Raw genomic sequence first — 15,498 nt, 5'->3', positions numbered from 1 at the left:
GGATTCATCATGTCACGCATCGCACCGATCCAACTGGAAAATACCACTGCCACCACCGCCGCCACGCTGCAGGCGGTGCAATCGAAGCTGGGTGTCCTGCCCAATATGTTCACCACTTTTGCCCATGCACCGGCGGCGCTAAACGGCTATCTGCAGCTCTCTGAAGCCCTGGCGTCCGGTCGCCTGAACGCACAGCAGCGCGAGATGGTGGCGATAGCGGTGGCTCAGGAGAACAGTTGTGAATATTGCCTGAGCGCCCATGCCGCGCTGGGTAAGGGGGCCGGCCTGAAAGATCAGGCGATCCTCCAGGCCCAGCAGGGCCGGGCCGACAACCCGCTCGATGCGGCCATCCTGACGCTGGCGCTGGAGATTACCCGCAACCGGGGCGGGATCAGTGATGGCCAGCTTGCCGCTGCCCGCAAGGCCGGTCTGGATGATGGCCAGATCGTCGAGGTGGTGAGCCATGTTGCGCTGAATGTCTTGACCAACTACCTCAATCGGCTGGCCGGGACGGAGGTGGATTTTCCCCGTATCACCCTGTCGGTGGCGGCATGAGCCGATGGCTCGATTGTCGTCCCATCGAGGAAAAATCAGGCTCTGTTCCGGTTAGCTGCTGTATGTGGGGCGGTGCTTTTGTAGGAGCGGATTTATCCGCGAATTTCGCGGCTGAAGCCACTCCTAGCGCTACGCCTGGCCGCCGGAGAGGGGTTTGACCTGTAGGAGGCCCGCCCCGGGCCGAATTCGCGGCGAGGCCCTGCCGGGCGAATCTCCAGGCTAAGCCAAAACAAGATACATAACTGGGACAAAAAATTAACAGGAGAATTACAATGCATTCGATCTATAAAACAGTAATCAGTACCGCCGTCCTTTGCGCCGGCCTCTTTGCCGCCCCGCTGGCAGTCGCCGAAGAGGCAATGGGCATTGGTGCCGCGGTATTCGATGCCAAGGGCGATCTGCTACGCCCGGAAGGTTTTCGTCAGTGGGTATTTATCGGTGCGCCGCTCACCCCCAATGCACTGAACAAGGGTGGTGCCGCGTTTCCGGAGTTTCACTATGTTTATGTCAATCCCGACGCCTTCGCGGTGTATCAGCGTACCGGTACCTTTCCTGACGGTACCGTGGTCGCCAAGGAGCTGGTGCTACTCAAACCGGGCGAGCATCCGGACGGCTCTTCCGATGCGCCCTCCGGTCGTGGCTATTTCGCCGATAAGTACAACGGCATGGATGTGATGGTGAAGGACAGTAAACGTTTCAGCGCGACCAGTGGCTGGGGGTTCTTCAACTTCGGGCATCATGCGCCGCCCTACAGCGAGACCTCAACGGCGGCACCGGCGGCCAGTTGTGCCGCCTGTCATCAGGCCAATGCGCAGAAGGATATGCTGTTTACCCAGTTCTATCCGATTCTGCAGTAATCATTTTTGATTCAATTGTGGGCGCTAGTGGCGTTAACCCGATCTGCCGCTTCACGGTAGGTCGGGTTCGCCAAAGGCGTAACCCGACGAATGAATTACTTCAGTTCGATCAGACGTGAATGACGAAACGCCTGCCGGTTCTCGTGCAGCAGCGCCCGGGCATGTTTTTGCAGCGGTATGTCCATGTTTTTCCCCAGCGCCTCCGCCGCCTGCATAAACTGCTTGGAATGCAATCGCGGGATGCCACCATCAAAGGCGAATGCGATACAGTTGCCATCCGGTATGCTGAGGGTCATTACCTGTTGATCAAACACGGTCTGTAACGCCTCGTTCAGCGCATGGCTGGTCAGGCTGCTCTTCAACCAGTAGTTGCAGATCAATATGCCGTTCGGTTTCAATGCGCCGCGGCAGGCGGCCAGGAAGTGTTGCCGCGCCTGCAGCTCGTTCATCCCTTCACCGAGGTAAAGATCGGTCAGTATCAGGTCGGTCGGGACGGGGTTGTGGTTCAGGTACTCCCAGGCATCCTTCGGGTGCAGGCGCAGCCGCTTGTCATCGGGCAGTGCAAACCAGGTTTGCGCCAGCTCCACTACCTTGGGCCGCATCTCGACTGCGTCGATTTTACAGCCGCTGTGGTGTGCCAGCACGGCCTGCGCCAGTGCGCCGGCACCCAGTCCCAGCAGGGTGCAGTGTCGGACTGTCGGGGCCAGCAGGAAACCGAGCATCATCACCTGGGTGTAATGGTGGCAGAGCCGGGCGGGCTGATGGATGTCGATGCAACTCTGCTCAACCGTGTTGCCGAAACAGAGCATGCGCCGGCCGGCGTCCTGGTGGACCGAGAGGTCTCCCCATTCGTCCCGGCAGTGGTGAAGCAGTTGTCCGCTCTGGGGCATGGATAGTCACGGTGGTGGAAGGTGGGGGAATAGTAACAGCAGTATCAACGGGCTGGAATCAATGATGCGCTGTGATAACCTGCTGGATACATTTCAAAAGAGTGACTACTCGCCCCAGTCCGCATACAGAGAGCACAGAGATATGCTCGGCAAAAAGCAGATAACCGCCAGGAACGCGAAGCACACAAAGGAAAACCGAGGCTTTTTCTTGGCGTTCTTGGCGTCCTTGGCGGTTACAATGCAATTTATGGGAGCTATGAGTGATGAGGGTAAGCAGTTACTCAAAAGATAAAAATTGAAAAAGTCATTTCTGAAAATAATATGGATATCTGGGACAAAAGTCTGCTGTTGATTCAGTTGCGCCGGCATCTGGAGAGCGAGCGCACGGTCGACTGGCAGACCCTGCACAAGCGGGATCGCAGTTGGGCGCTGGCGCAGCCGGAGCAGTCAGCCTGGCGGCTGTTGCACGGCTGGTTGCAGCAGTGGGGAGGGTCGCCGGTCGGCAGCAGCACCCTGCTTGTCTATGGGGGCTGTGTGGCCGCCCTGGTATTCGGCTTTGCGCTGATGGCCGGACTGCTAGTCTTTCAGCCGTTTCAGCGGATCAATCTGCTTTGGTTCCTGTCGCTCGCCGTGCTATTGCCCTTTGCCTGGTGGCTGCTGGCACTCTTTTTCACCACCGCCCAGGTGCCGTTTCCCCTGCGCACCCTGTATGAACATCGCCTGCCATCGGGGAGTTTTCCAGCTGCCCTGCGGTCGCTGCTGAAGCAGACCGTGATCGCCCTGGGTCAGCAGCTGTCACTGCTGTTTTCCATCGGCATGCTGATCGCCTTTCTGCTCTATCTGCTGATGACCGATCTCGCCTTCGGCTGGTCTTCGACCCTGGACCTGGGCGGCGGCGTGATTCATCAGGTCACCAGCACGCTGGCCTGGCCCTGGCGGACACTCTGGCCGGCGGCGGTGCCGTCCCTTGAGTTGATCGAACAGACCCACTATTTCCGCGCCGCCCCGCTGGCCGCTGAGCAGCCTGCCCTGTTCGGTCAGTGGTGGCGATTCCTGCTGATGTGTCTGCTGGTATATGTGTTGCTGCCGCGGCTGTTCACGACCGCTCTGGCCCGTTTTCGCCTGATCAGAATGCACGATCGGGTGTGCGACAATGACGCGCTGATCAGCGGGCTGCGGCAACGCCTGACGACCGGATTGATCGACCAGGAGATGGAAGCGGTCGATCAGCGTGAAGCCGTCGATGCAGTCAGCGAGACGGAATCATTGACCCGTCGCTATGGGCAGATTGTCTGCTGGGGCCTCTGGCCGGATGAGCTGATCGGGCCACTGCGTGAACAGCTGGTGGGAGAAGGGTCGGATGCGGTGTGGATCGAACTGGATAGCGGAACATCGGCTGATGAGGTGCAGACATCGTTCGCGGAGCTGCCCGATGAGCCTCTGCTGCTGCTCTGCAAAGGGTGGGAACCACCCACCGGCGAGCTGGCCGATCTCTGCCAACTGCTGGGGCAACAGCGCAGCCGCCTGTTCCTCTGGCCGGTCCCGCTGAGCGGTATGGATGAGGCACGCCAAAGCAGGCTGATCCAATCCTGGCAACCCTTTATGCGGCAGATCCCGGACCGATTTCATCTGGTCAGTGGCCGGGTGCCGGACGGGGTGGTGCATGCCTGATTACCCGGTCATGGCGGTGGTGGGGCATCCCAACAAGGGCAAGTCGTCGGTGGTGGCTGCCCTGACCCAGAATGATCAGGTGCAGATATCGCCCCTCTCCGGTACCACCCGGGTGGCGCAGCACTTCACCCTGAAACTGGATAACCGCACCGTGTTTGAATTGGTGGATACGCCGGGTTTTCAGCGCGCCGGTAAATGCCTGGCCTGGCTGAATGCACAAGAGCTGGCGGCGGATCAGCGACCGGCCCGGGTGGCGGAATTTGTCGAAGCGTTCTGCGGAAGCGGGCAGTTTGTCGACGAGGTGGAACTGCTGACGCCCATCATCAGGGGCGCCGGAATTATCTACGTGGTGGATGGTTCACTGCCCTACAGTCCGGAGTACGAGACCGAGATGGAGATCCTGCGCTGGACCGGTCGACCGCGCCTGGCGCTGATCAATCCGATCGGTGGTGATACCTACGTGGCACAGTGGCAGCAGGCGCTGAACCAGTATTTCAGCCTGGTTCGGCTGTTTGATCCGCTGCACGCCAGCTTCGACCAGCACCTGCAACTGTTGCGCACCTTTGGCGAGCTGGATGCGCACCAGGGACAAGGGTTTGCCCAGGCGATTGAACAACTGGAACGCTATCGCCAACTGAAGTTGCAACAGGCGGCGCGCATCCTGGTGGAAAACCTCTATCGTCTGCTCACCTATCAACAGTCAAGCAACCGGTTGGAGCAGGCGGCTCAGGCGCAATTGCCCAGGTTATTGTCGGATGAAATCACCCGCTTCAATCAACACCTAAACCGTATGGAGCGGGAAGGGCAGCAGCAGTTGGAGGCGCTGTTCCTGTACCGCCGGCTGGAGTCGGATATCGGCCAGCTGGAGGTGCATCAAAGTGAGTTGATGGATGAATCCCAGTGGACCCTCTGGGGGTTGGAGAAAAATCAGCTGGTGCTGGTCAGCGCCGGTGCGGGCGCGGCGATAGGGCTGCTGGCGGATGTCGGACTCGGTGGTGCCTCGCTGCTCACCGGGGCGATCAGCGGTGGTGTGCTGGGTGGCCTGTCCGGCTGGTTCGGGCTGGACTGGCTGAAACAACAGTTGCCACCCTGGCTGCAGTTCAGCGCCGAAAAGCATCTGCTGGGTCCGGTGAAAGATCCCAACTTTGCCTTCGTGATTCTGGGTCGCGCCCTGAGTCATGCACGGGCGATGCTCTCACGCAGCCATGCCGACCGCGAACGGCTGACGATCCGCGAGGATGGGCTGAACCGCATGCAGTCGCTGGAGCTGAAGACCCAGGTGCGGCTGCTGAAACAGTGCCGGCAACTGGTGAAGCAGGGTCCGCAGGGCCAGGCCGCGGAACGGTTGCGTGACTGGCTCTACCTGCAGTTGGTGGGCTAGTTTCAGCGGCGTCGGGGTTAGCGGTGATAGGAGGCCATTTCGACCGGTCTATGGCGTTGAATGATCTCCAGCACTTCGTTCTCTATATCGTCCGGGATCATGACCTTCAGTTCGGTATGCTCGCTGTCGGCAAACATCTTTTCCCGGTCAATGCCGTTGGCGAGGAGATCTTCCATGGTATTGCGGATGGTATCCATTGAGGTGAATGCACCGGTAATTGTCGTCGTCATGGTTAGCTCCTGCTCTGGGTGAGAGGGGCTACATCATCATGTTACATCGAAAGGTGATGCGCTCCTGATGTCTGATTGTTAGGGATTATTAATATAAGCCTAGATCACACCTGACCGGCCTACAAGATCGCCCTGTAAATACTATCCGTGTTACCGGGAAGTAAACAGCGCCGCACTGTCTGTGCTTTCAGCTTGATTTCATCTGGCCGGCCTATCCTGTGAATCAACAGGGTTGGGCGGGTCTGCCGCAGGCAAAAATCACCCGGCGAAGATTGTCTTGAGTCTGCATGGGGTGCAGGATAGAGGGTATCATGATGAAACGTCTTTTAATTATTGTTGCGCTGCTGCTGCCATTGTTGGTGATTGCGGCAAGTGACCACGAACGGGCCAAGGCGCTGCTTGAGTCAGGCGAAATCCTGCCTCTGGAGCAGATACTGAATAATATTCGTGATGAGTATCCGGGGCGCCTGCTGGAGATCAAGTTGGAGCAGAAAAAGAACAGGGTGATCTATGAGGTCGAACTCCTGGACACTGAAGGCAAGGTGTGGGAGCTGAAGCTGGATGCGGCGACCGGTGAACTGCTGAAACGCGAGCTGGATGATTGAGATGCGACTGCTGCTGGTTGAGGATGACGCCGAACTGGTCGCCCGGTTGAAACCGGCCCTGAGGCGGGCCGGTTTTGCTGTCGATGTGGCTGATAACGGCATCGATGGTGAATTCATGGGTGATGAGGAGCCCTATGACGTGGTGGTGCTGGACCTGGGGCTGCCACAGCGGCCCGGGCTTGAGGTACTGGCCAACTGGCGATCGCATGAAAATCCATTTCCGGTGCTGGTGCTCACCGCACGGGATGCCTGGCATGAGCGGGTGGATGGCTTTAAGGCAGGGGCGGATGACTACCTGGGCAAGCCGTTCCATGTAGAGGAGCTGGTGGCCCGTCTGCTGGCCCTGGTACGGCGTAGCGCGGGTCAGCCTGCCCATGAGCTGAAGCAGGGTGGCTTGCAGCTGGATGAAGCGCACCAGCAGGTGGTATTACCGGATGGGCGTGCCATTGACCTGACCGGTACCGAATTTCGGCTACTGCGTTATTTCATGCTGCACCCCGGCCAGATACTCTCCAAGACCCGGCTGACCGAACATGTCTATGAGCAGGATTTCGATCGTGACAGCAATCTGATCGAGGTCTATATCCGCCGGCTGCGCGAACGCATCGGCAAGGAGCGCATCGAGACCCGGCGGGGACAGGGTTATCTGTTTCGGGGTGATGCCGGATGAGGTCCCTCGGTTTACAACTGAGGTTGGAGCTGGCACTGGGACTGGTGCTGCTGTTCGGGGTGATGTGGTGGGGTGGTGTCCAGGCGATACACAGCCTGACCGACCATTTCGTCGCCTCCCGGCTGGAGCACGATGCCGAGGCTGTACTGGCGGCGATGCGGCTGGATGGCTCCGAGCGGCCAGTGGTGCGCTGGCGCCGTATTGATGCCATCTACGACCAGCCCCTCTCCGGTCACTATTACCAGATCAGCTTTCCGGATGGCAAAAAAGTCAGCTCCCGTTCTTTATGGGACGAGCAACTGGATATTCCACAGTTTGCCCCCGGCAGTCAGGGGCAGTGGCGCATGCCGGGTCCGGCGGACCAGGAACTGCTGGTCTGGGCTGCCGGTTATAACAAGCAGGGGCAGATCTTCTCGGTTGCGGTGGCTGAGGACATGACGCCGCTGAATCAGCGTGTGGTGCAGTTTGAGTGGTTGTTTGTGACGTTAACGCTGATTATTACCCTGCTGTTGTTTATCGGCCAGCAGTTGATCGTGCGCAGTGCCATGGGACGACTGGAACGGGTCAGGGAGGATATGGCCCGGCTGGAACGAGGGGAGGTCGACACTCTCTCCACCGACGTGCCGGCAGAGGTGGGTCCGCTGGTCGATCAGTTCAATCATCTGCTGGAGCTGTTTCAACAGCGGCTGGAGCACTCGCGCAAGGGGCTCGGAAACCTCTCTCATGCCTTCAAGGGCCCCATTAATCTGTTGCAACAACAACTGGACAGTGACGAGATGGTGCCCCACCCTGAACTGAAATCCGCCATGAAGCTTCAGTTGTCCCGGGTCCGGCAATTGATGGAGCGGGAGATGAAGAGGGCTCGTCTGGCTGGTTCGGGGATCTCCGGTGGGCGCTTCAATGCCGCCCTGGAGATGCCCCAACTGGTGCGCGTACTGCGACAGATTCATCATGAGAAAGAGTTGCATATTGATTGCGAGGTTCCCGAGTCGGGGCCGCTTTCGGTCGACCGGGAAGATATGCTGGAACTGCTGGGCAATCTGCTGGATAACGCCTGTAAATGGGCCGAGGGAAAGGTGCGCTGTGTGATTGAGCAGCGGGATGCGATTATTATCGAGGTGGAAGATGATGGTCCCGGCGTGTCGCCCGAGGCGCTGGCCCAACTGACCGAGCGTGGCGTGCGCATTGACGAGTCGGTAGACGGGCATGGTCTGGGATTGGCGATCGCCAAGGATATGGTCAAGCTCTATGGGGGTGAGATCGGATTTATGCTGTCGCCGGAATTGGGTGGTCTGAAGGTGCGGGTCAGGTTGCCGCTGTAGTCCTGTTCAACTGCTTGCCTCGCGCGGGGCGCCTTCGCGAAATACCACCCGGTAGCCACGCTTCAACTGCATGTCGCGCCGTTTGATCAGGGTGCGCTCCGCCGCCTCCCGCTCGTCAAAATGCTCCTTGGTCACCTGGCCCCGCGTGCCCTGGATGCCCGATTCCCGCACCAGGCTCCAGCCGCCCAGCAGATCGGGCTGCAGGTGCAGGTGGTAATAGCGGAGCGGTTGCTCGGGCGAGAGCAGGGTCTGCATGTAGATGCGCATGGCGGTTGAGTTCAGCTGGCTGTTGGTTGACGAGTTGTGTGAGCCTGTTGTAGAGCATTTAGCCGAAAGTTTACAGTTTTTTCAATATCCGCGTTATTTTAAGCCTGGTTTCAGCTGCCGGGCCTAAGCTATTAATCAGCAAGAGAAGTCGATTAAAGGAGTAAGGCAATGAAAACCAACAGACGCGTATTTACACTGGCAGTGGCAATCACCACCCTATTGGGTGCCGGGGCGCTGATGGCGGCCCCGCCTATGCCCGCACCGGGGCCAATTCCTTTTACCGCCTACGACAGCAATGGTGATGGCAGGATAAGCGCTGATGAGTTTTATGCCGCGCGCAATGCCCGGATTGGCGAACGGGCCAAGCAGGGCGGCATGATGAGAAACCTGGGTAGTGCACCGACCTTTGAGAAGTTTGATGCGGATGCCGATGGTTACCTGAGTGAAAATGAGTTGCTGAAAGGTCAGCTGTCGCAGACGCAGGAAAATCGCATGAACAGGCCGATGGGGCCCATGGGCGGGGCAGGCCGTGGCGCCGGGGGAATGGCGAGCTTCGCCGACTTTGATAGCAACGGCGACGGGGTGGTGACGGCAGAGGAGTTTGATCGGACACGCGCTGCACGCCAGGCGGATAAGGCCGCACAGGGTTATCCCATGCGCAATGCGGGATCATCCCCCAGCTTTGAATCTTTTGACGCCAATGGGGATGGCCATTTGACGCCGGACGAGTTTGTGCCCGGGAACCCCAATCGCATGCGCCAGTAATTCAAGGTGCAGCCGCTATAAAGACCGAGCCCGGCTGACGCCGGGCTCTCTGTTTCAGTGAGAACGACTTTTATCAATCATCCATGACCGAGAGATAAGCGAAGATATCCGTCAGATCCTGGTCACTGAACTCATTCAGCAGCTCATCGTTGGGTGAATCCTCGTCATGAATCCGCTGTTTGGTGCGTAGCTGTTTTACCTGGCGCCAGAGATAGTTGGTGTACTGGCCGGCCAGCATAGGACCGGCATTCTTGTGGTTGCCCCAGCCCTCCTTGCCATGACAGGAGTCGCACTCCTTGTTGTAAATTTTCTCCCCCCGTTCGATATCACCTTCGGCCTTGGGGATCTGCATGGTCATCTTCGATTCCAGCAGGCGGGCGTAAGCGTCGAAATCGGGGGCATTCTCGTCCACCGGCGCGAGCTGGGTCTTCAGGGTGATTTCGGAGAGATAGCGGGATATGTCATAGATGTCGCTCTCGGGCAACTGTCGATCATCGATATACTCCACCATGGCGAAGTTTTTCCGCTTGCGATCGCGGAACAGCCGCAGCTGGTTGGCGATAAACTCAAGCGGCTGTGAGGCAATCCGGGGATACTCCCCATCCTTGCCGCCCTGGCCGAACTCGCCGTGGCAGCCGGAACAGAGTTCATTGATCTCTTCGCCATTGTCTGGATCATAGTCGTAGGTTTGTGCCTGCAGCGGGGTGATAAGGCATAGCATTAACACAGCTGAAAACGGAATCAGAGCTTTTGGATGAAACATGGATATCGATTTCTCAAAAACAGTCGGAGAACAATTGGGCTGCTGTAACCGGAAGTAAAACCGTATGATACGCAATCTAAAATTCGGCCGTATTGGAACAGAAAACAGGTTGCTGTTATTTTGATCTTGATCAAAATAACGCATTTTACCCTATTTTTATCATCATCGAGTCATCCGGACTCCCACCCCAAAGGTAGTAATAGTGACCCCTCTTCTATCACCAGGTAACTGGCTGAGAACCAGAAGCGAACAAACCTCCCGGACTTCGGCATTATTATCTGGTGGCAGGGAGTTCGACTATGGCCAGCTGGCCGACGAGGCGGCCGCGCTGGCGAGGCATCTGGAGGAGCGGGGCGTCTGCCGTGGTCAGGTCGTCGCCGCTCAACTAGCTTCGGCACAGCAGCTGGCCCGGTTGCTCTACGCTGCCCTGCATCTGGGTGTGACCCTGTTACCGCTGGATCCCGGGCTGGCGGTTCGGCGACGTGACCGGCTGCTGACCGCTGTCCGGGCGCAGTACCTGGTCTCCTCGCAGGCGCCGGCCGATGCCGGGGTTTGCCGGCTTTTGCCGGAGGCGCTGTTTGCTGACCGGCGTACGGGTGACACTGTACCGATCTCTCCCCCGCAGCCGCTGGAAGAGGATCAGGTACAGCTGATCATCGCCACCAGCGGCACCACCGGGGAGCCGAAAGGCGTAATGCTGAGCGCGGCCAATCTGGCTGCCAGCGCAGCAGCCTCGGAGCAGCGTTTGGGGCTGCAGGCGGGTGACTGCTGGCTGGCCTGTCTGCCGCTGTTTCATATCGGCGGGCTGTCGATTCTGCTGCGCTGCCTCGCCGCCGGTGCCCGGGTGCAGTTGGAGGAGGGGTTCGATGCGGCTCGGGTCTGGCAGTGGATTGAGGCCGGTGCCGTGACCCATCTCTCGCTGGTACCGGCCATGCTGGAGCGGCTGCTGTCGCAGTCGGCGGGGCGAATGTCGCCGGCAACGCTTCGGGTGGTGTTGATTGGTGGCGGACCGCTCTCCCGCGCACTGGCGCAGCGGGCCCATGCCGCCGGTTGGCCGCTCTGTGTCAGTTATGGCATGAGTGAGACCGCCTCCCAATTTGCCACCGACTGCTCGCCGCAGGCCGGACTGGCACCGGGTCGGGTCGGTCTGCCACTGGCTGGTTATGAAGTGACCATCGGCGAAGCGGGTCGTATCCGCGTGCGTGGCCCGGCGGTGATGCAGGGTTATGCCAATCCCCGGGGGATGGCGGGTCTGGGGCTGAAGCAGGGCTGGTTCGAGACCGGCGATCTGGGCAGTCTGGATGAGCAGGGCAGGCTGACGGTGATTGGCCGGGCCGATGACCTGCTGGTCAGTGGCGGCAAGAATATTCATCCTGCCGAGGTTGAGGAGCGGCTGCTGCAGTGTCCGGGCGTGGGCGCGGTGGGGGTGACCGGACGGCCGGACCCGGTATGGGGTGTCACCCTGGTGGCGTTGTTCACGGGAGAAGTGACGGCCGGGGAGCTGGAGCAATGGGTGCGGCAGCACCTGCCCGGCCATCTGCGTCCCCGGGAATTTATGCGAATCAAAGCCTTGCCGCTCAACCGGATGGGAAAACTTTCCCGCCAGGCGTTGCGGGAGTTGCTGCCGCAGTCAGGATCCGCATCTGAACACCCATCCGACTGAACTGTTTTCAGGTTGGATGGACAGGCCGGTATCTGCCGGATCAATCGGGCTGCAGGGTCAGGATCGGCATGCCTTCGCTGATGGCATCACCAATGTCGATATGCAGGGCGATGACCCGACCTGCGCAGGGTGTGGGGATATCCAGGGTGGTCTTGTCGGTCTCCAGGGTGATCACCGGGTCGTCACGCTCTATCCGCTCGCCGGGCCTGACCAGAATTTCGCTCACCAACACCGCTGCATCACTACAATTGCCGCAACTGTCCCAGCACTCCGGCATGGCCGGCAAGCGTACTTCGATCGGTTCGCTCATGCGTGCGGCTTGTGTTGACTGGCCGGACGGCCGTTGATGCCCCAGTTCTGTTTGGGCGGTTCATGGATCAGGATCATCACGTCCCCGGGGGCGATGTCTGCCGCCTGCTGCAGATTGGTGGTGATCTGCTGGAACAGTGCGGCCTTCTGTTCGGGCGGTCGACCGGGGAATGAGGCGATCTCCACCGTGAGGAAGTCTTCCGAGCGTCCTTGTGGGTAGAACAGGTATTCGGGGGCGATTTCCACCAGTCGCTGGTTGCGGCTGGTCTCGGGCACATCGAAGGCATTGACCGTTGCGTTATGCACCGCATCCATGATCGCGCGGATCTCGCTGGCAGGGCGGCCGGCCCGCAGGGTAATGGTGACAATCGGCATGGATCACTCCTGTGGGTTGAGTAGTGAGGCGGCATAGGGGGACGGGGCGGGCGCACCGCCGGTGATCAGTGTTTCGCAACCCTCGGCAATGGCGGTCACGGCCAGATACTCCAGTTTGCGGGTCTTGTCGGCGCCCGGCGCCAGGTCGCTCTGATCATCCCGTTTCATCAGGATAGGCGGTCCACCGAGTTGCCGGCTGAGCCGCTGCAGGTTCATCAGCGGCGTGGGGCAAAAGCCGAGGGATGCCTTGGGGAGCTGATCCAGTAATGCGTGCATCTGTGCGGTCTCCTCTGCAGCGTCGATTATGCCTTCAGTATAAAACCGGTGCCAGGTTCCGATCCAAGCGTCACCCGGCCGTTGGCGATAACAGGCGGGGTGCCCAGATCGTGGGAAAACCAGTGGCTGGTGGCCAGGCCGTGGACAGCCGGGGTGGTGAGTGCATCTGCCGTGGCGGACAGGTGACAAAGGGGCCAGAGGCCGGCGCTGCTCTCCAGGGAGCTGGTGATCACGCAGGCGACAGCGGACTGGTGGGCCTGCCCGACCAATGTCAGTGCAGGGACGAGGCCGCCCAGGCAGGCAGGCTTGACGACGATGCGCTTGACCGGGAGCGGCTGCAGTTGCTGCGCCCGGATATAGCGGGGCAGGGATTCGTCCAGGGCCAGGTCGAAGCGGGCCAGGGATTGCAGGGCTTTGAGCCCTTGTGGGGTTGGTTCATGCAGTGGCTCTTCCAGGCACTCGATGGGCAGGTGATTCAGCTTTTCGATCAGGTTGGCGGCCTCATCGAGTTGCCAGGCCCGATTGGCATCCAGGCGCAGTCTTACTTCCCCGGGTAGTTGACTGCAGAGTCGTTGCAACTGCGATAACTCGGTCTTGATTGGCGAGCAACCGAGCTTCAGCTTGAGGATTGAATAGCCGGCTGCAACGGCAGCAACCGCCCGTCCGCCGGCCTGTTGGTCCAGGGCGCCGATAGCCGCGTTGATCCGGACTGGATGAATATCCCGACCGCCCAGCAGCCGGTAGAGCGGCAACGCCTGCTGTTTTGATTGCAGATCCAGCAGCGCCGTCTCCAGGCCACAGCGGGCGGCAGGGCAGCCGGTTGGCAACTGGCGACAGGCTGGCTCGGGCATCGCCCCTATCAGGGTAGTGAGTTGCGCGTCGAGCCAGGGTTTGGCCTCGGAGAGCGTCTCGGTACCGGATGCCGGCAAGGGGGCGGCATCTCCGTAGCCGCAGCGTCCCGACTGGTCAGTGATACGGATCAACCATCCCCGACGCTCATGCCAGAGGCCGACGGCGCTTCTCCAGGGTGTGGCAAAGGGGAGTCGATAGGGCGTCAGGGCGGCATCGACAATCCGCATCAGAGCAGCAGTCCGAGGCTCAACATTCCGCCATACAGCAGTTGCAGCTTGGCCGTATTGGCCAGGATGGTGTTAAACCCCCTGCCCAGGGGCTCCCGCGAGAAACGGTGCAGCAGCCAGAGGGCGAACGGCAGGCACAGCACCACCAGCCAGCTGCCGTCGAAGCGGTGATTGAACACAATCGGCAGGGCGAAGGGCAGAATCAGCAGCAGGACATAAAGTTGGCGTGCCCGCTCCCGGCCCAGGTAGTGGACCAGGGTCAGCTTGGCGGCCCGCTCATCGGTCTCCAGGTCGCGATAATTGTTTACCAGCAGCACAGCCGCGGCGAGCAGGCCGATGGCGGCGGCGCAAAACAGGGTTTCGATAGAGAGCGTGCCTGTCTGCAGGTAGTAGCTGCCGCTCACCGCCAGCAGTCCGAAAAAGATAAAGACGAACAGCTCGCCGCTGGCACTGTAGGCGATCGGCCGGGGGCCACCGGTATAGGCGTAGCCGGCCAGCAGGGAGAGCAATCCGATGACCACGATTGGCCAGCCACCAATCCAGGCGAGGTAGATGCCGATGGCAAAGGCGCCGCCAAAGCTGATCAGGGCCGCCAATTTTACCTGGCGGGCGCTGAACCAGCCCTGGGCGGTGGCGCGCTCCGGGCCGAGTCGCTCGGGCGTGTCGGCGCCGCGCTCGAAATCCGCCGCGTCGTTATACAGGTTGGTGCCGATCTGGATCAGCATCGCGGCCAGCAGGGCCGCCAGGGCCGGTAGCCATGCCATCCGCTCCAGTTCGGCCCAGGCGAGGGCGCTGCCCACCAGCACCGGCACCACTGAGATGCCGAGGGTTTTGGGGCGGATGGCGAGCAGCCACTGTTGTATCTGCATGGTGTTAACAGGCCCTGGATAGCGCCGGGATCAGGGGCGGCGGGGGAATTTATTGAAATCGGCCGGGCGCTTCTCCACAAAGGCGTCACGCCCCTCTTGCGCCTCGGGCGTCAGATAGAACAGTCCGGTGGCGTTGCCGGCCAGCTCCTGGATGCCGGCCAGACCATCGGTCTCGGCATTGAAGGAGGCCTTGAGCATGCGCAGGGCGGTGGGGGACAGCTGCAGCATTTCGCGGCACCACTGCACGGTTTCGTTTTCCAGTTGGTCCAGCGGCACCACGGTGTTGACCAGCCCCATCTCCAGTGCCTGTTGGGCATCGTACTGGCGACACAGGAACCAGATCTCCTTGGCTTTTTTCATGCCGACGGTACGGGCCAGCAGGCCGGCACCCAGGCCGCCGTCAAAGCTGCCCACCCGGGGGCCGGTCTGGCCGAAGCGGGCGTTGTCGGCGGCAATGCTCAGATCGCAGATCAGATGCAGTACGTGACCACCGCCGATAGCGTAGCCCGCCACCATGGCCACCACCGGCTTCGGCAGGGTGCGGATCTGGCGCTGCAGCTCCAGCACGTTCAGGTGCTCGACGCCGCTGCTGTCACGGTAGCCGCCGTCGCCGCGGATGGACTGGTCGCCGCCGGAGCAGAAGGCGCGCTCACCCGCACCGGTGAGGATGATGGCACCAATCTTGGGATCCAGGTGAGCATGCCGGAAGGCCTGGATCAGCTCCATCACGGTTTCCGGGCGGAAGGCGTTATGTACCTGGGGGCGGTTGATGGTGATCTTGGCGATGCCCTCGGCCTGGTGATAGAGAATGTCGCTGAATTGAGTCCCCTCGGGGACCTGCCATTCGATGCTGCTGCCCATGACTACTCCAATGGTCTGATCACTGAAAGCGGGCATTTTAAACAAAACACCGCGGGTGGGTATAAAAAATGCCGATTAGGATTGTTCATC

19 protein-coding genes are annotated in these 15,498 nt (G+C 60.3%); 9 read left to right on the top strand and 10 right to left on the bottom strand.

Annotation, left to right across the window (positions count from 1 at the left end):
• The first annotated feature begins 9 nt into the window (after positions 1-9).
• Both A3GO_RS0109560 and A3GO_RS0109555 read left to right on the top strand, forming a co-directional pair.
• Positions 10-555: a carboxymuconolactone decarboxylase family protein gene (locus A3GO_RS0109560; RefSeq protein WP_029133207.1), complete on the top strand. Its 546-nt coding sequence runs from the start codon at positions 10-12 to the stop codon at positions 553-555.
• A gap of 272 nt (positions 556-827) precedes the next feature.
• Positions 828-1,412 (top strand): cytochrome P460 family protein, encoded by a 585-nt coding sequence (locus A3GO_RS0109555; protein ID WP_051302082.1) that lies wholly within the window; start codon positions 828-830, stop codon positions 1,410-1,412.
• A 95-nt stretch (positions 1,413-1,507) separates the two neighbouring features.
• On the opposite strand, the gene A3GO_RS0109550 is transcribed toward A3GO_RS0109555, so the two are convergent.
• The gene (locus A3GO_RS0109550) at positions 1,508-2,302 is read right to left on the bottom strand and encodes a spermidine synthase (RefSeq protein ID WP_157606774.1); all 795 of its coding nucleotides are present in this window, start codon (positions 2,300-2,302) and stop codon (positions 1,508-1,510) included.
• Positions 2,303-2,623: 321 nt separating this feature from the next.
• Between A3GO_RS0109550 and A3GO_RS0109535 the strand changes: the two genes are divergently transcribed.
• Both A3GO_RS0109535 and A3GO_RS0109530 read left to right on the top strand, forming a co-directional pair.
• On the top strand, positions 2,624-3,973 hold the full coding sequence (locus A3GO_RS0109535) for a DUF2868 domain-containing protein (protein WP_029133203.1): 1,350 nt from the start codon (positions 2,624-2,626) through the stop codon (positions 3,971-3,973).
• Complete coding sequence (locus A3GO_RS0109530; protein ID WP_029133202.1) at positions 3,966-5,354, top strand: GTPase/DUF3482 domain-containing protein; 1,389 nt, start codon at positions 3,966-3,968, stop codon at positions 5,352-5,354. Before A3GO_RS0109535 ends, A3GO_RS0109530 begins: the two co-directional genes overlap by 8 nt.
• A gap of 17 nt (positions 5,355-5,371) precedes the next feature.
• On the opposite strand, the gene A3GO_RS0109525 is transcribed toward A3GO_RS0109530, so the two are convergent.
• Positions 5,372-5,584 carry a hypothetical protein gene (locus A3GO_RS0109525; RefSeq protein ID WP_029133201.1) on the bottom strand — a complete coding sequence of 71 codons (213 nt, stop codon included), beginning with the start codon at positions 5,582-5,584 and terminating at the stop codon, positions 5,372-5,374.
• 311 nt (positions 5,585-5,895) lie between these two features.
• Here A3GO_RS0109525 and A3GO_RS0109520 point away from each other — a divergent pair, with 311 nt between their 5' ends.
• Genes A3GO_RS0109520 through A3GO_RS0109510 form a run of 3 tightly spaced genes read left to right on the top strand, consistent with a single transcriptional unit; the run spans position 5,896 to position 8,181 of the window.
• Positions 5,896-6,189, top strand: a complete 294-nt coding sequence (locus A3GO_RS0109520; RefSeq protein WP_037375033.1) for a PepSY domain-containing protein — start codon at positions 5,896-5,898, stop codon at positions 6,187-6,189.
• 1 nt (position 6,190) lies between these two features.
• The gene (locus A3GO_RS0109515) at positions 6,191-6,859 is read left to right on the top strand and encodes a response regulator transcription factor (RefSeq protein WP_029133199.1); all 669 of its coding nucleotides are present in this window, start codon (positions 6,191-6,193) and stop codon (positions 6,857-6,859) included.
• Entirely contained in the window at positions 6,856-8,181 is a 1,326-nt protein-coding gene (locus A3GO_RS0109510; protein ID WP_029133198.1) for a sensor histidine kinase, read from the top strand. Before A3GO_RS0109515 ends, A3GO_RS0109510 begins: the two co-directional genes overlap by 4 nt.
• A gap of 6 nt (positions 8,182-8,187) precedes the next feature.
• Here the strand turns inward: A3GO_RS0109510 and A3GO_RS0109505 are convergent, their stop codons facing one another.
• A complete protein-coding gene (locus tag A3GO_RS0109505) occupies positions 8,188-8,448 on the bottom strand; it encodes a WGR domain-containing protein (protein WP_029133197.1) in 261 nt (86 codons plus the stop codon).
• Positions 8,449-8,616: 168 nt separating this feature from the next.
• On the opposite strand from A3GO_RS0109505, the gene A3GO_RS0109500 reads away from it, so the two are divergent.
• Positions 8,617-9,213: an EF-hand domain-containing protein gene (locus A3GO_RS0109500; protein ID WP_029133196.1), complete on the top strand. Its 597-nt coding sequence runs from the start codon at positions 8,617-8,619 to the stop codon at positions 9,211-9,213.
• A gap of 73 nt (positions 9,214-9,286) precedes the next feature.
• Here A3GO_RS0109500 and A3GO_RS0109495 read toward each other — a convergent pair whose 3' ends face one another.
• Entirely contained in the window at positions 9,287-9,934 is a 648-nt protein-coding gene (locus A3GO_RS0109495; protein ID WP_157606773.1) for a c-type cytochrome, read from the bottom strand.
• 244 nt (positions 9,935-10,178) lie between these two features.
• Here A3GO_RS0109495 and menE point away from each other — a divergent pair, with 244 nt between their 5' ends.
• Positions 10,179-11,639 carry an o-succinylbenzoate--CoA ligase gene (gene menE / locus A3GO_RS23370; protein WP_051302081.1) on the top strand — a complete coding sequence of 487 codons (1,461 nt, stop codon included), beginning with the start codon at positions 10,179-10,181 and terminating at the stop codon, positions 11,637-11,639.
• Between the two features lie 40 nt (positions 11,640-11,679).
• Here menE and A3GO_RS0109485 read toward each other — a convergent pair whose 3' ends face one another.
• The 6 genes from A3GO_RS0109485 to menB are packed head-to-tail and all read right to left on the bottom strand — an operon-like array spanning position 11,680 to position 15,408.
• A complete protein-coding gene (locus A3GO_RS0109485; RefSeq protein ID WP_029133194.1) occupies positions 11,680-11,949 on the bottom strand; it encodes a biotin/lipoyl-containing protein in 270 nt (89 codons plus the stop codon).
• Positions 11,946-12,323 carry a tautomerase family protein gene (locus A3GO_RS0109480; protein ID WP_051302079.1) on the bottom strand — a complete coding sequence of 126 codons (378 nt, stop codon included), beginning with the start codon at positions 12,321-12,323 and terminating at the stop codon, positions 11,946-11,948. The genes A3GO_RS0109485 and A3GO_RS0109480 overlap by 4 nt, the downstream gene beginning before the upstream one ends.
• Before the next feature lie 3 nt (positions 12,324-12,326).
• Entirely contained in the window at positions 12,327-12,599 is a 273-nt protein-coding gene (locus tag A3GO_RS0109475; protein WP_029133192.1) for a PALP domain-containing protein, read from the bottom strand.
• Positions 12,600-12,625: 26 nt separating this feature from the next.
• On the bottom strand, positions 12,626-13,678 hold the full coding sequence (menC, locus tag A3GO_RS0109470; RefSeq protein WP_029133191.1) for an o-succinylbenzoate synthase: 1,053 nt from the start codon (positions 13,676-13,678) through the stop codon (positions 12,626-12,628).
• A complete protein-coding gene (locus A3GO_RS0109465) occupies positions 13,678-14,547 on the bottom strand; it encodes a 1,4-dihydroxy-2-naphthoate polyprenyltransferase (RefSeq protein ID WP_245621702.1) in 870 nt (289 codons plus the stop codon). The genes menC and A3GO_RS0109465 overlap by 1 nt, the downstream gene beginning before the upstream one ends.
• Positions 14,548-14,577: 30 nt before the next feature.
• Positions 14,578-15,408, bottom strand: coding sequence for a 1,4-dihydroxy-2-naphthoyl-CoA synthase (gene menB / locus A3GO_RS0109460; protein ID WP_029133189.1), 831 nt, complete (start codon positions 15,406-15,408; stop codon positions 14,578-14,580).
• Positions 15,409-15,498 lie beyond the last annotated feature (90 nt).

This window comes from Sedimenticola selenatireducens DSM 17993, assembly GCF_000428045.1.
In the GTDB taxonomy this organism is placed as follows: Bacteria; Pseudomonadota; Gammaproteobacteria; order Chromatiales; family Chromatiaceae; genus Sedimenticola; species Sedimenticola selenatireducens.
Note: the sequence above shows the minus strand (reverse complement) of the source record. Positions and strands in the feature narration are given on the sequence as shown.

Coding starts and splice junctions, on each gene's coding strand:
- A3GO_RS0109495 (WP_157606773.1), bottom strand. CDS start 9,934: ATGCTATGCCTTATCACCCCGCTGCAGGCACAAACCTACGACTATGAT.
- A3GO_RS0109475 (WP_029133192.1), bottom strand. CDS start 12,599: ATGCACGCATTACTGGATCAGCTCCCCAAGGCATCCCTCGGCTTTTGC.
- A3GO_RS0109515 (WP_029133199.1), top strand. CDS start 6,191: ATGCGACTGCTGCTGGTTGAGGATGACGCCGAACTGGTCGCCCGGTTG.
- menC (WP_029133191.1), bottom strand. CDS start 13,678: ATGCGGATTGTCGATGCCGCCCTGACGCCCTATCGACTCCCCTTTGCC.
- A3GO_RS0109480 (WP_051302079.1), bottom strand. CDS start 12,323: ATGCCGATTGTCACCATTACCCTGCGGGCCGGCCGCCCTGCCAGCGAG.
- menB (WP_029133189.1), bottom strand. CDS start 15,408: ATGGGCAGCAGCATCGAATGGCAGGTCCCCGAGGGGACTCAATTCAGC.
- A3GO_RS0109525 (WP_029133201.1), bottom strand. CDS start 5,584: ATGACGACGACAATTACCGGTGCATTCACCTCAATGGATACCATCCGC.
- A3GO_RS0109535 (WP_029133203.1), top strand. CDS start 2,624: ATGGATATCTGGGACAAAAGTCTGCTGTTGATTCAGTTGCGCCGGCAT.
- A3GO_RS0109530 (WP_029133202.1), top strand. CDS start 3,966: ATGCCTGATTACCCGGTCATGGCGGTGGTGGGGCATCCCAACAAGGGC.
- A3GO_RS0109555 (WP_051302082.1), top strand. CDS start 828: ATGCATTCGATCTATAAAACAGTAATCAGTACCGCCGTCCTTTGCGCC.
- A3GO_RS0109500 (WP_029133196.1), top strand. CDS start 8,617: ATGAAAACCAACAGACGCGTATTTACACTGGCAGTGGCAATCACCACC.
- A3GO_RS0109520 (WP_037375033.1), top strand. CDS start 5,896: ATGATGAAACGTCTTTTAATTATTGTTGCGCTGCTGCTGCCATTGTTG.
- A3GO_RS0109465 (WP_245621702.1), bottom strand. CDS start 14,547: ATGCAGATACAACAGTGGCTGCTCGCCATCCGCCCCAAAACCCTCGGC.
- A3GO_RS0109485 (WP_029133194.1), bottom strand. CDS start 11,949: ATGAGCGAACCGATCGAAGTACGCTTGCCGGCCATGCCGGAGTGCTGG.
- A3GO_RS0109560 (WP_029133207.1), top strand. CDS start 10: ATGTCACGCATCGCACCGATCCAACTGGAAAATACCACTGCCACCACC.
- A3GO_RS0109550 (WP_157606774.1), bottom strand. CDS start 2,302: ATGCCCCAGAGCGGACAACTGCTTCACCACTGCCGGGACGAATGGGGA.
- A3GO_RS0109510 (WP_029133198.1), top strand. CDS start 6,856: ATGAGGTCCCTCGGTTTACAACTGAGGTTGGAGCTGGCACTGGGACTG.
- A3GO_RS0109505 (WP_029133197.1), bottom strand. CDS start 8,448: ATGCGCATCTACATGCAGACCCTGCTCTCGCCCGAGCAACCGCTCCGC.